At 62.8% G+C, this 12,047-nt stretch carries 13 protein-coding genes; 6 read left to right on the top strand and 7 right to left on the bottom strand.

What is annotated here, in order from left to right; translation table 11 throughout:
- Positions 1-86 precede the first annotated feature (86 nt).
- The 4 genes from AC1RQ5_RS06685 to AC1RQ5_RS06670 all read right to left on the bottom strand — a co-directional run bounded on the left by AC1RQ5_RS06685 (position 87) and on the right by AC1RQ5_RS06670 (position 5,391).
- Entirely contained in the window at positions 87-902 is an 816-nt protein-coding gene (locus tag AC1RQ5_RS06685) for an ABC transporter permease (protein WP_493197782.1), read from the bottom strand.
- Positions 902-1,813 carry an ABC transporter permease gene (locus tag AC1RQ5_RS06680; RefSeq protein WP_493197781.1) on the bottom strand — a complete coding sequence of 304 codons (912 nt, stop codon included), beginning with the start codon at positions 1,811-1,813 and terminating at the stop codon, positions 902-904. The genes AC1RQ5_RS06685 and AC1RQ5_RS06680 overlap by 1 nt, the downstream gene beginning before the upstream one ends.
- The gene (locus tag AC1RQ5_RS06675; protein ID WP_493197779.1) at positions 1,810-2,973 is read right to left on the bottom strand and encodes an ABC transporter ATP-binding protein; all 1,164 of its coding nucleotides are present in this window, start codon (positions 2,971-2,973) and stop codon (positions 1,810-1,812) included. The genes AC1RQ5_RS06680 and AC1RQ5_RS06675 overlap by 4 nt, the downstream gene beginning before the upstream one ends.
- Before the next feature lie 141 nt (positions 2,974-3,114).
- Positions 3,115-5,391, bottom strand: a complete 2,277-nt coding sequence (locus AC1RQ5_RS06670; protein WP_398474874.1) for a putative bifunctional diguanylate cyclase/phosphodiesterase — start codon at positions 5,389-5,391, stop codon at positions 3,115-3,117.
- A gap of 168 nt (positions 5,392-5,559) precedes the next feature.
- Here AC1RQ5_RS06670 and AC1RQ5_RS06665 point away from each other — a divergent pair, with 168 nt between their 5' ends.
- Complete coding sequence (locus AC1RQ5_RS06665; protein ID WP_493197777.1) at positions 5,560-6,663, top strand: NAD(P)/FAD-dependent oxidoreductase; 1,104 nt, start codon at positions 5,560-5,562, stop codon at positions 6,661-6,663.
- A gap of 179 nt (positions 6,664-6,842) precedes the next feature.
- On the opposite strand, the gene AC1RQ5_RS06660 is transcribed toward AC1RQ5_RS06665, so the two are convergent.
- Positions 6,843-7,025 carry a YdcH family protein gene (locus tag AC1RQ5_RS06660; protein WP_398474866.1) on the bottom strand — a complete coding sequence of 61 codons (183 nt, stop codon included), beginning with the start codon at positions 7,023-7,025 and terminating at the stop codon, positions 6,843-6,845.
- Between the two features lie 261 nt (positions 7,026-7,286).
- Between AC1RQ5_RS06660 and AC1RQ5_RS06655 the strand changes: the two genes are divergently transcribed.
- From AC1RQ5_RS06655 to AC1RQ5_RS06635, 5 genes are all read left to right on the top strand, one after another.
- Positions 7,287-7,493, top strand: coding sequence for a YdcH family protein (locus AC1RQ5_RS06655; RefSeq protein ID WP_233023067.1), 207 nt, complete (start codon positions 7,287-7,289; stop codon positions 7,491-7,493).
- Between the two features lie 279 nt (positions 7,494-7,772).
- On the top strand, positions 7,773-8,261 hold the full coding sequence (gene purE, locus AC1RQ5_RS06650; protein ID WP_398474864.1) for a 5-(carboxyamino)imidazole ribonucleotide mutase: 489 nt from the start codon (positions 7,773-7,775) through the stop codon (positions 8,259-8,261).
- A complete protein-coding gene (locus AC1RQ5_RS06645) occupies positions 8,261-9,355 on the top strand; it encodes a 5-(carboxyamino)imidazole ribonucleotide synthase (RefSeq protein WP_493197775.1) in 1,095 nt (364 codons plus the stop codon). The genes purE and AC1RQ5_RS06645 overlap by 1 nt, the downstream gene beginning before the upstream one ends.
- Positions 9,356-9,595: 240 nt before the next feature.
- The gene (gene rpsU / locus AC1RQ5_RS06640; protein WP_398474860.1) at positions 9,596-9,904 is read left to right on the top strand and encodes a 30S ribosomal protein S21; all 309 of its coding nucleotides are present in this window, start codon (positions 9,596-9,598) and stop codon (positions 9,902-9,904) included.
- Between the two features lie 148 nt (positions 9,905-10,052).
- Positions 10,053-10,715 (top strand): tetratricopeptide repeat protein, encoded by a 663-nt coding sequence (locus AC1RQ5_RS06635; RefSeq protein WP_493197774.1) that lies wholly within the window; start codon positions 10,053-10,055, stop codon positions 10,713-10,715.
- A 3-nt stretch (positions 10,716-10,718) separates the two neighbouring features.
- On the opposite strand, the gene AC1RQ5_RS06630 is transcribed toward AC1RQ5_RS06635, so the two are convergent.
- Both AC1RQ5_RS06630 and AC1RQ5_RS06625 read right to left on the bottom strand, forming a co-directional pair.
- Positions 10,719-11,537: a hypothetical protein gene (locus AC1RQ5_RS06630; protein WP_493197772.1), complete on the bottom strand. Its 819-nt coding sequence runs from the start codon at positions 11,535-11,537 to the stop codon at positions 10,719-10,721.
- A gap of 222 nt (positions 11,538-11,759) precedes the next feature.
- The gene (locus tag AC1RQ5_RS06625; RefSeq protein WP_398474854.1) at positions 11,760-12,047 is read right to left on the bottom strand and encodes a cupin domain-containing protein; all 288 of its coding nucleotides are present in this window, start codon (positions 12,045-12,047) and stop codon (positions 11,760-11,762) included.

The raw sequence follows: 12,047 nt of genomic DNA, 5'->3' as shown, positions 1-12,047 counted from the left end.
CCGTCGTCATTGCGAGGAGCGCAGCGACGAAGCAATCCAGCCCTTGGCTTTCTGGATTGCTTCGCTGCGCTCGCAATGACGGCGTTTTACAGCGGCGCCGCGCTGCCGCCTTTGCTGCTTGAGAGTTTCGTCGCCAGCGAGGCCGCGACGATCAGCACCGTGATGAACCCCACGATCAGCGTGCAGATCGCATTGATCTCCGGCTTCACGCCCAGGCGCACCTCCGAATAGATCCTGATCGGCAAGGTCGCCGAGCCCGGACCTGTCGTGAAACTCGCGATCACCAGATCATCCAGCGACAGGGTGAAAGCCAGCATCCAGCCAGCGGCGATCGCTGGCCAGATCAGCGGTAGCGTCACCGAGACGAACGCGCGAAACGGATCGCGGCCGAGATCCATCGCAGCTTCCTCCAGGCTGCGATCCAGCGCGGCCAGACGCGACTGCACCACCACCGTGACGAAGCACATAGTCAGCGTCGTATGCGCAATGGTCACCGTCCAGAACCCGCGGCCGGCGTCGATGGCGACGAACAGCAGCAGCAGCGACAGGCCGGTGATCACCTCGGGCATCACCAGCGGCGCATAGAGCATGCCGGACATGGCAGCACGCCCGCGAAAGCCGCCGCCGCGGCTCAGCGCCACGGCCGCCAGCGTGCCGAGCACAGTCGCCAAGGTCGCCGAGGCAACGCCGACGCGGATGCTCATCCAAGCGGCATCCAGCATCGCGCGGTCGTTGAAGAATTCGGTGTACCAGCGCGTCGACCAGCCGCCCCACACCGTCACCAGCCGCGAGGCATTGAACGAATAGATGACGAGAATGACGATCGGCAGATACAGGAACGCAAAGCCGAGCACGAGCGAGACGAGATTGAAGCGCGACAGGCGCAGCGGATGCGATGTCATCAGCGGCGCTCCAGCTGGCGGCGCTGCACCTGGTCATAGACCACGAGCGGCACCAGCAGCACCGCGAGCAGCACGACGGCCAGTGCCGAGGCCAGCGGCCAGTCCTTGTTGGTGAAGAATTCCAGCCACAGCGTCTGCCCGATCATCATCGAGTCCGAGCCGGCCAAAAGGTCCGGGATCACGAATTCGCCGGTGATCGGAATGAAGCACAGCAGCGCACCGGCAAAGATGCCGCGCCAGGACAGCGGCACCGTCACCACCCAGAACGCATCGAAGCGCGATACGCCAAGATCGGCGGCGGCTTCCAGCAGCGACGGATCGGCTTTCGCCAGCGTGGCGTAGAGCGGCAGGATCATGAAGGGCAGATAGGAATAGACGATGCCGAGATACATGGCGGTATCGGTGGAGAGCCACACCACAGGCGCGCTGACGATATGCAGCGCCATCAGGATCTGGTTGAGCAGCCCGTCATGCTGCAGGATGTTGATCCAGGCATAGATGCGGATCAGGAACGAGGTCCAGAACGGCACGATCACCAGCATCATGGCGATGCCCTGCCAGCGCGCCGGCAGCCGCGCCATCGCATAGGCGATGGGATAGCCGATGATGAGCAACAGCAAGGTCGAGGTGAGCGCAACGATGATGCTGCGGAGATAGGACGAGATGTAAAGCTGGTCCGCCAGCAGCGAGCGGAAATTATCGAAAGACAGCGCGCCAAACGCATCCTTCAATCCCGCAAAGCCATCGGCCAATCCGAACACCGGCAGATAAGGCGGCTGCGCCAATGTGGTCTGCGACAGGCTTATCTTCACCACGAAGGCGAAGGGCAGCAGGAAGAACAGCACCATCCAGACATAAGGCGGGATCGCCATCCGCCGTGCCGGTGCAGTGAACAGGCGCTTTGCGTTCATCGCGGCAGCACCACGCAATCGTCCGGCGTGAACCAGGCGGTGACGCGCTCGCCGATCCCATAGGCATCGACATCGAGCCGTGCCGTATTCGCCAGAGCCACGCGCAGGGTCGCGCCGTGATCGAGCTTCAATTTGTAGATCGAGCGTCCGCCGAGATAGCCGACCTCATCGACCATGCCCTCGAGGCTGTTCATGCCCCCGGAGTGATTGAGTCCCGCCGCCAGCCCACGTCGTGACAGTCGGATCTTCTCAGGCCGGATCGCGACACAAATCGCGAGACTATCGATCGGCTCCTTGGGCAGCGTCGCAAACAGCGTGCCGGTGCCGCGGCCTTCGACGGTCAGCCGATGGCCATCGCGCACGCGGATATCGCCTTCGACGAGATTGATGTCGCCGACGAATTCCGCCACCCAGCGCGACGCCGGCGCTTCATAAAGTTGCCGCGGCGTCGCCACCTGCTGCAGGCCGCCGTCCTTCATCACGCCGATGCGGTCCGCCATGGACATCGCCTCGTCCTGATCATGGGTCACGATCACGAAAGTGAGCCCGAGCTGACGCTGCAGCCGCATCAGCTCGACCTGCGTCTCTTCACGCAGCTTCTTGTCGAGGGCCGCCAGCGGCTCGTCGAGCAGCAGCAGTTTTGGATGCCGCGCCAATGCGCGCGCCAGTGCCACGCGCTGCTTCTGCCCACCAGAGAGCTGGTGCGGCTTGCGCTTCTCCAGCCCGTTCAGCTTGACCAGCGAGATCATCTGCGCCGCCCGCGCATCGATGCCGGGGCGCGTCAGGCCCGCATTTTTCAGCCCGAAGCCGATATTGTCGCGCACGCTGAGATGCGGAAACAGTGCATAGTTCTGGAACATCATATTGACCGGCCGCTGATGCGGCGGCACCGCAGCGATGTCCTCGCCATTCAGCGCGATGCGGCCGCTGTCCGGCGTCTCGAAACCCGCCAGCATGCGCAGCAGCGTGGTCTTGCCGCAGCCCGATGGTCCGAGAAGCGCGAAGAACTCCCCTTCCTTGATATCGAGCGAGAGCTCATGGACGGCCGCATGCGCACCAAAGCGCTTCGACACGGCGTCGATCCGGAGCAGCGGCGTGGGATAGGCGACGGCGAGATTGTCCTCGGTCGCGAGATCGATGGTGGCGGCAGGATTCGTCATGCCCGCAAACTAGCGGCGGAACCGGGCGGGCTCAACACTCACCGTCATTGCGCGATCGTAGGATGGGTTGAGCGCAGCGATACCCATCACGGCCGGGCGCTGGTGGTGATGGGTATCGCTACGCTCAACCCATCCTACAACTTATCCAGCCCTGCGCACACCCGTCGCTTTGCCCACCAGCGAGGCATATTGGGCAATCGGCGCGGGGCGACCGATGAAATAGCCCTGCACGCCGTCGCAACCCTCATTGGCGAGGAACGTCAGCTGCTCCTGCGTCTCGACGCCCTCGGCGACGATGGACACATCGAGACCATGGCCGAGATTGATCACCGCCTTGACGATGGCGGCCGATTGCGGATTGCGGCCGAGATGCATGACGAAAGCGCGGTCGATCTTGATCTTGTCGAACGGGAAGGCCTGCAAGTAGGTCAGCGACGAATAGCCGGAGCCGAAATCGTCCATGGAGATGCGCACACCGAGCGCCTTCAGCCGGCGCAGCAAGGCGAGACCGCGGTCAAAATCCTCGATCAGCACGCCTTCGGTGATTTCCAGCTCCAGCCGGCCGGGCGCGAGGCCCGTCTCCAGCAGGATCGCATGCACGACACCCACCACGTCGCCGCGCATGAATTGCGCGGGCGAGAGATTGACGGCGACCTGCAGCGGCACCGTCCATGACGCCGCCTCGCGACACGCCTGGCGCAAGATCCATTCGCCCATCTCGACGATCAGGCCGCTTTCTTCCGCCAGCGGAATGAAATCGGCCGGCGAGACGAAGCCGCGGGTCGGATGGATCCAGCGTGCCAGCGCCTCGAAGCCGGTGATGTCGGCATCCAGCACATTCTCGCTGGCACGCGCCTGCGGCTGGTAATGCAGCGACAATTCGCCATTGCGGATGGCCGTCGACAGATCCTGATGCAGCACGCGACGGTCGCGCAACTGGCGATCCATTTCCGGCTCGAACACGCTGATCGATCCACGCGAGCGCGATTTGGCACGGAACAAGGCCGCCCCGGAATTGGCCAGCAACGCCGCCGCATCGCCGCCATCGCGCGGAAACAGCGAGAGACCCGTGGTGACCGCGATACGCACGGATTTGCCGTCGATCGGGAACGGCTCGGCCAGTGAGGCCGCAATGCGCTCAGCCAGTGCCTGTCCCACCTTCGGCTGCGCGCCGTCGATGATGACGCCGAATTCGTCGCCGCCGAGACGGGCGACGACGCCGCCGCCGACCGCAGCCTCGATCCGGCGCGACACGTCCTTCAGCAACCTGTCGCCAATGGCGTGACCGAAGACGTCGTTGATCTCCTTGAGGCCGTCGAGATCGATCGACAGCACCGCAAATTCTTCCGAAGCCTCGGTGCAGGCATCAATCATCTGCGTCAGCGCCTGCAGGAAGGCCGCGCGGTTCGGCAGATCGGTGAGGCCATCGTGATAGGCCATATGCGCCATCCGCGCCTCGGTCTGGCGGCGGTCGGTGACGTCTTCATGGGTCTTGATGAGATATTGCGGCTCACCGTCTTCATCCATCACGGTGACACGGCGGGTGAGGAACAGGCGCAGCCCGTCGCGTGTCGAAATCGGGTGTTCTTCGGCAATGGGCGTCCGGCTATTGATAGCGGCCTGATCGCGCGCCACGATGATCCTGGCCTCTTCCGGCCGCAGCATATCGGGCACGGTCTTGCCGATCGCATCTTCGCGACGGCGGCCGAGGATCACCTCGGAATTGCGATTGGCGAACAGATAGCGGCCGGTGGCCACTTCCTGCACCATCAGCGAAACCGGGATATTATCCAGCACGGTCTGCTGGAACTGCTTGGTGCTCGCCAGTTCATCCTGCATCAGGCGCTGCTGCGTGCAGTCCTCGTGAATGCCGATCCAGCCGCCATTGGGCAGGCGATTGAACTTCACATGGACGAATTGCTCACCGGGCAGCTCAGCGACATAGCCTCCCGACGACAACGCCTTGTCGAAATGGATATCCTCATTCACGTCGGCCGAGCCGCGCTGGCGGCGCAACTCACGGAGACCGGGCCCGGTCATCCCGCGGGTGATATCGGCTCGCGCAAGCCTGTAGATCTCGAGGTAACGATCATTGCAGAAGACGACGCGCTTCTGCGCATCGAGCATGACGATGCCCTGGCCGAGATGATTGAGCGCGGAGCCGACGAATTCATTGCGTTGCTGCTGCTGGCGCTGGACGCTGCGCAAGGCCGATGCGACCCAGAACACGATCGCCGTGGTGAAGGCACCGACGACCAGTCCGCCGATGACGACATGCCAGATGAAATAGGGATCGGCGCTCTGCGTGACGGCGGTGACGTCTTCGGCGATCGCCCGGCCAGGCGTGGCGAAGAGCCAAGCGGCGGCGCTGACGCACCCGATCGCCCTCTTCGTCACTTGCTCGATCTTGCCAGTCATTGCGCACCCGCGTATTCGCAGAGTGCAAGTCTTCAATTCCAGGTATTGGGATCAGGTAAATGCGTCTGAATGCAGCCTGACCAAATTGCCGAATTGATGGGTAAATAGCTGCGATGCTTAATAATTTGCTAAAATGCGGGATCGCAGGACAACACGGGGCTGGAGCGAATGGACAGGGTTGAATGCGTCGTCGTCGGCGCTGGCGTCGTAGGCCTCGCCATCGCCCGCCGACTGGCCGAAGCTGGCCGCGAAGTCATCGTGCTCGAAGCCGCCGATGCCATCGGCACCGTCACCTCCTCGCGCAACAGCGAAGTGATCCATGCCGGCATCTATTATGCCGCCGGCAGCCTGATGGCGAAGCTCTGCGTCGAGGGCAAGCACAAGCTCTATGATTACTGCCGCAGCCGCGGCATCCCGCACAGCAATTGCGGCAAGCTGATCGTCGCGACCCGGCCGGAGGAAATGGCCAAGCTCGCCTCGATCAAGGCCCATGCTGAAGCCAATGGCGTTGCCGACATGCAGGTGCTGTCGGGCGATGAAGCGCGCGCGCTGGAGCCGGCGCTGGCCTGCGAAGGCGCCCTGCTGTCGCCTTCCACAGGGATCATCGACAGCCATTCTTATATGCTGTCGCTACGCGGCGAGGCCGAAGCTGCCGGCGCCGCCTTCGCCTTCCTCGCGCCCTTCGAGCGCGGCCGCGTGACGGCAGACGGGTTCGAAGTGGAAGTCGGCGGCGATGCGCCGATGGTGCTCGGCTGCGACATGCTGATCAACTCCGCCGGCTTGTCAGCGACGATGATCGCACGCCTGCTCGAAGGCATGCCGCTGGATCTGATCCCGCCGGCCTATCTCGCCAAAGGTTGTTATTTTAGCTGTAATGCAAAGGCACCTTTCTCGCGCCTGATCTATCCCGTGCCCGAGCCCGGCGGCCTCGGCGTGCATCTCACGCTCGATCTCGCCGGCCAGGCGCGTTTCGGCCCCGATGTGGAATGGGTCGATCACATCGACTACGAAGTCGATCCTGCGCGCGGGGAGAAGTTCTATCCCGCCATCCGCCGCTACTGGCCCTCGCTGCCGGATGGCGCCTTGATGCCCAGCTATTCCGGCATGCGACCGAAGATCGTGCCGCCGGCCGTCGCAACACAGGACTTCATGATCCAGGGCCCGCAGCTGCATGGCGTGCCCGGCCTGATCAACCTGTTCGGCATCGAGTCACCGGGGCTGACGTCGTCGCTGGCGATCGCGGATTATGTGGCGGAGGTGGCGGGGGTCTGAGCGCAGTCATGATGCGCTTGAAGATCCGCGCCTGCGTCCGAAGCAATCTGGTCCAACCATACTCTCAGATGGCTTCGTCGCAAGGCGGAGGCGTATCGCATCATGATTGCGCGATGCGGACACGCAGACCTGACAACGCCATGGAATGAGGCATCATGTCAGGCGTGGTTTGGGGAATGTCAGTGGAGTGTTGCGCGGGTCTGTCGAAGGCGTTCGATCTCGTCCTTGACCATCAGTTTCCGGCGCTTGAGTTCCACGATGCGAAGATCATCCGTGGAGAGATGCAGCAAGGCATCGTGGAGTTCGGTTTCGAGAACCTTGTGCTTGCGTTCCAGTTCGACCAGATGCGCCTGAAGTGCCATTCGAAACTCCTCGGTAGGTTGAGAAACCACATTTCGGATTCGGTTGGACGATGAAGTCTACATGACAGTGGACATCTGTCGATGGGTCTTGAAAATTGTACCGCCGCGCTCCGCACATCGTGAAAAACGAATCGTAACGAATGCAGTGCAAAAATGTCGGAACCGTCCGGCTTGCGTGGTGCGCGCCCACCGGCGATAGTTGTGTTGAGGATTCCCGCCCGTTCGGTGGCGGGCCAGGTCAGCGAAGATTCAGCGAAGATCATGAACGACGACGAAGATCGCGAACTCCCTGCCGAATTGGCCCGATTGCAGCAAGAACACCGCGACCTCGACGCCGCCATCGATGCCTTGCAGCGATCGCCCGCACCCGATCTGTTACAGTTGCAGCGGCTGAAAAAGCGCAAGCTGCAATTGCGCGATCGCATCTCGGTGATCTCGGATCAGATTACCCCCGACATCATTGCCTGAGACAACGAGTCACGTGCGCCACCCGGCCTGAAAAACGCTGCCGCATAATCGCCGCAAGTCTGCCGCTGTGCTGCCGCACCGATTAGCGCTGAAATCTCGCCAAACTGCGCCAAATGCAGTCGAGCAGTGCCCGTCCGTCGGGTTTTCTTTTGCATCGGATTTGTTACAAGGCTGTCCCGTCATCATTGACGCGATTATTCGTTCGACGCTCCCTGCCCGGCAGGGGGCGAATTTTGGTATTTCCAGCTATCCTTCTGGATTCGCGAAAGAAATCACGGAATGCCCGCGCCCGTCGCCATTATCATGGGAAGCCAGTCCGACTGGGAAACCATGCGCCACGCCGCCGAAACCCTGACGGCGCTGGGCATTGCCCATGATACCCGCATCGTTTCGGCGCATCGCACGCCCGACCGGCTGGTGGCTTTCGCGAAAGGCGCCAAAGCGGCCGGATTCCAGATCATCATCGCCGGCGCCGGTGGTGCGGCGCATCTGCCGGGCATGGCCGCCGCGCTGACGGAGCTGCCGGTATTCGGCGTGCCCGTTGAATCCAAGGCGCTGTCGGGCGTCGATTCCCTTTATTCGATCGTGCAGATGCCCGGCGGTATTCCAGTCGGAACGCTGGCCATCGGAAAGCCCGGCGCGATCAATGCAGCGCTGCTCGCAGCCTCCGTGCTTGCTTTGCATGACGATGCCCTCGCGACCCGCCTCAAGGCCTGGCGCAAGGCTCAGACCGATGCCGTGGCCGAGAAGCCGGAAGGCGCGGCGTAATGGCTCCTGCGATCAAAGTGCTGAAGCCCGGCGACACGATCGGCATTCTCGGTGGCGGCCAGCTCGGCCGTATGCTCGCGCTTGCTGCTGCGCGGCTTGGTCTGAAGTGCCAGGTGTTTTCGCCAGATCCGGATTCACCAGCGTTTGATGTGGTGCAGAACGCGACTTGTGCCGAATATGCCGATGTCGAAGCGCTCGAACTGTTCGCGAATGATTGCGACGTCATCACCTATGAATTCGAGAATGTGCCTGCTGCGACTGCGCTGATCCTCGATGCGCGACGTCCTGTTTTGCCGGCACAGAGCATTCTGCAGACAACGCAGGATCGCCTCGTGGAAAAGGACTTCGTCACCGGCCTTGGCATCGCCACCGCCGGCTATGCCGGCGTGTCCAGCGCCGGCGAATTGCGCGACGCTGTGAAGAAGCTCGGCCTGCCCGCGGTCATCAAGACACGCCGTTTCGGCTATGACGGCAAGGGCCAGGCGATGATCCGCGAAGGCGACGATCTCGATCAGGTCTGGGACGATCTCGGCACCAAGGAAGCTATTCTTGAAGCCTTCGTACCTTTCGAGCGCGAAGTCTCGGTGATTGCCGCCCGCAGCGCCGACGGCAATGTCGAGAGCTTCGACGTCACCGAAAACGAGCACCGCGATCACATCCTGAAATTCTCCTACGCGCCCGCTCGCATTCCCGATGCACTCGCTGCCAAGGCCCGCGAGATCGCGGAAAAGATCGGCACCGCGCTCGGTTATGTCGGCACCTTCGCCGTCGAATTGTTCGTCGTGCCGGGCAAGGACGGCCCAACGCTGGTGGTCAACGAGATCGCTCCGCGCGTGCACAATTCCGGCCACTGGACGCTGGACGGCGCCTCGGTGTCGCAATTCGAGCAGCATATCCGCGCCATTGCCGGCTGGCCGCTCGGCAAGCCGGTGCGTCACGGACAGGTCACCATGACCAACCTGATCGGCGACGACATCCTCGATTATCCGAAATGGCTGACGGTCCCCGGCGCGACCGTGCATCTTTACGGAAAGGGCTCGCCCCGCCCCGGCCGCAAGATGGGCCACGTGGTCGAGGTCAAACCGCAGGTTTGAGGCTGCGGACGCCGTTCCGGCCTGAGAGGTCCGGAACCCGTCCGGTTTTTCCCCACAGGCCATGCAGAAACCTGCGATTTTCCGCGGCAAAATCGATCTAATTGCCGCGGCGCGAGGTGGACATTCACTATTTCGTCTGATACATGAGCGCCCTTACAGGTTAAGGGCATGGCCTTCGTCGGCCCTTTAACTTACCCGAAATTCCGGAAATTCCGATCCGATTGAAGAAGAGGATGCCGCGTGCAGGTTCTCGTTCGCGATAACAATGTTGACCAGGCTCTCAAGGCGCTGAAGAAGAAGATGCAGCGCGAGGGCATTTTCCGCGAGATGAAGCTCCGCGGTCACTACGAGAAGCCCTCTGAGAAGAAGGCCCGCGAAAAGGCTGAAGCCGTGCGCCGTGCACGCAAGCTCGCCCGCAAGAAGCTGCAGCGCGAAGGCCTGCTGCCGATGAAGCCGAAGCCGGTGTTCGGCGCTGGCCCCGGCGGCGAGCGCGGTGGCCGTCCCGGTGCTGGCGGCCCAGGTGCCGGCGCGCCGCGTCCGGCTCGCTAAGCAACAGACATTCGATTTCGATAACGCGGGCCTCAAGCCCGCGTTATTTTTTTGCGCTCATGAACAAAAGCGCGCCGCTTTGTCCGGATGCAATTCGCCGGCTGACGCGGTAGGAATCCGCATCGATGTTGCGAGAGATTTGCCCTGCATGGACCCACGGCCGACCACATCGCCATCCTGCATCGGCAAGCGCACCTCCTTCGCGCTGGCTCTGCTACTGACGGGCCTGTGCGTGAGCGGCTGTTCGTTCAATCTCGCATCGCTTTCGCCCGGCTCCGACAAGGACGAACCGAAAGCGACCGCCGCTGCCGCGCCGCAGACACGCAGCCTTACGACCAAGGCCAATCCGCAGGAGGCCAAGGTGCAGGCGGCACGCGGCGCCAGTCTTGCGCAAGCCGGCCAAAGCCGTGAAGCGCTCGCAGCCTACAATACGGCGATCGATCTGGATCCATCCAGCGCGCAGGCCTTCTATCAGCGCGGCCTGCTGTATCAGTCCGAACAGAAATACGAATTCGCGATCGCCGATTTCACCTCGGCCAATGGCCTGACGCCGCAGCAAGCGGATCCCCTGCTCGGCCGCGCGCAATGCTATCTCGCGCTCGGTAAGAACCAGGAAGCCGCTGCAGACCTTGACGAAGCCTCCAGCGTGGCGCCGGGCAATGCGCAGATCTGGATCACCCGCGGCAATATCTATGAGAAACTCGGCAATCGCGAGAAAGCAGCGGATTCATTCAGCCGCGCCGTGCTGCTGCGGCCGGACGACGATGCCGCACGCAACGGCATGACGCGAAACGGCGGACGGGCGGGTTAGCCCCTACCGCTCGAACGACCGTGGGATGACCTTGTCGAACATCGACTTGGCGCCGCTCAGCACGTCCTCAACGACATTGGTGCGGCCACCGCGATCGTCTGCATTCGCCTGCATGTCGCCGCGAATCGGAACGGGGACGCTGCCGGGCGGGCGCGGACCGCGCGATGGCTCGGCGCGATCGGCTGCTTGCGGATTCTCGATATTCGGAGTTGAGACAACGATCGGCGGCGGCAGTTGCTGCATCGGCTGCGCCTGCTGGACCGGCGGCTGCAGGACGATTGGCGCGGTCTGCGGCTGTGCTGACGCGGTACGCTCGGGTGCACGTGTGACTTCAGGCGCGCGGGGCGCCTCCGCCTTCTCGCCACGGCTCAGCCGCTCGATGGCGGCACGTGCGAGATCATTGGCATCGCCTGCAGGCGCGGTGCCGACAGTGGCGAGAACCGGCGTCGGCGCGGGAACGACCACTGTCGGCTCGGCTTTAGCGACGGCCTTTTCACGGGCAGGCGTATGGCGACGCGATTCGGCGGCCTTGTCGGCTTTCTCAGTGCTGGCCTTCTCGACCGGCTTCCTGGCAGGTGCCGGCGCAGGCTGCTCGGGCGCATCCACCACATCGGTGGAGGTCTCGGCCGGCTTGGCATCTACAGGCTTCACCTGGGACGCTTCCGGCGGCTTGGCAGAAACAGTAGTAGCGGTGGCCGCAGGCGGGCGATCCTCACGCGCTTTCGGGATGATGTAGTAATTGACGATGTAGGCGCCGACGACCGTCGCAAAAACCGACGGCAAAATATCGATAGTGAATTTCGAGAGATATTTCTTCAGCATGAACCCGGCCTCATTCCCCGGCTGGTACATGCTGGAAATTTGAGGCTGATTCAGGGATCAATCGCGACGGATCAAAGGCAAGTTCCAATCCGTCGCGCGCGAATGTTTCGGAAGATGACAGCGCGGTCTCGTAGGATGGGTTGGGCGTCAGCGATACCCATCACCGCAGGCGCCCGGCCGTGACGGGTATCGCTTCGCTCAACCCGTCCTGCGACTACGCCCCTACTTCTGCTTGATCTCGACTTCCAGGAAGACGATTTCCTTGTCGGTCTCGTTGAGCACGTCATGCTCGACGCCCGCTTTCCGGAAATAGGACTTGCCGGCGACGATGTTGGAGGCCGAGCGGGTGCCGTCGGGCGCGACGATGGTCATCGTGCTGGTGGTGACCGGCACGATCACATAGTCCATGCCATGGGTGTGGTGGCCGGTTGCTGCCCCCGGCGCCAGGCGCCATTCGGTGACGCGAACTTCGGGCGTGTCCTGCTGGACGTCAGACTGGGCAGCGAGCAT

Source organism: Tardiphaga sp. GW821-FHT12E02 (genome assembly GCF_058807155.1).
This window is presented reverse-complemented; position numbering and strand designations above follow the sequence as displayed.

Bases quoted from the DNA above. Each gene is read 5' to 3' on its own strand.
- AC1RQ5_RS06680 (WP_493197781.1), bottom strand. From the start codon at position 1,813: ATGAACGCAAAGCGCCTGTTCACTGCACCGGCACGGCGGATGGCGATC.
- AC1RQ5_RS06635 (WP_493197774.1), top strand. From the start codon at position 10,053: ATGGACCCACGGCCGACCACATCGCCATCCTGCATCGGCAAGCGCACC.
- AC1RQ5_RS06665 (WP_493197777.1), top strand. From the start codon at position 5,560: ATGGACAGGGTTGAATGCGTCGTCGTCGGCGCTGGCGTCGTAGGCCTC.
- purE (WP_398474864.1), top strand. From the start codon at position 7,773: ATGCCCGCGCCCGTCGCCATTATCATGGGAAGCCAGTCCGACTGGGAA.
- AC1RQ5_RS06645 (WP_493197775.1), top strand. From the start codon at position 8,261: ATGGCTCCTGCGATCAAAGTGCTGAAGCCCGGCGACACGATCGGCATT.
- AC1RQ5_RS06660 (WP_398474866.1), bottom strand. From the start codon at position 7,025: ATGGCACTTCAGGCGCATCTGGTCGAACTGGAACGCAAGCACAAGGTT.
- AC1RQ5_RS06670 (WP_398474874.1), bottom strand. From the start codon at position 5,391: ATGACTGGCAAGATCGAGCAAGTGACGAAGAGGGCGATCGGGTGCGTC.
- AC1RQ5_RS06630 (WP_493197772.1), bottom strand. From the start codon at position 11,537: ATGCTGAAGAAATATCTCTCGAAATTCACTATCGATATTTTGCCGTCG.
- AC1RQ5_RS06675 (WP_493197779.1), bottom strand. From the start codon at position 2,973: ATGACGAATCCTGCCGCCACCATCGATCTCGCGACCGAGGACAATCTC.
- AC1RQ5_RS06685 (WP_493197782.1), bottom strand. From the start codon at position 902: ATGACATCGCATCCGCTGCGCCTGTCGCGCTTCAATCTCGTCTCGCTC.
- AC1RQ5_RS06655 (WP_233023067.1), top strand. From the start codon at position 7,287: ATGAACGACGACGAAGATCGCGAACTCCCTGCCGAATTGGCCCGATTG.
- AC1RQ5_RS06625 (WP_398474854.1), bottom strand. From the start codon at position 12,047: ATGCTCGCTGCCCAGTCTGACGTCCAGCAGGACACGCCCGAAGTTCGC.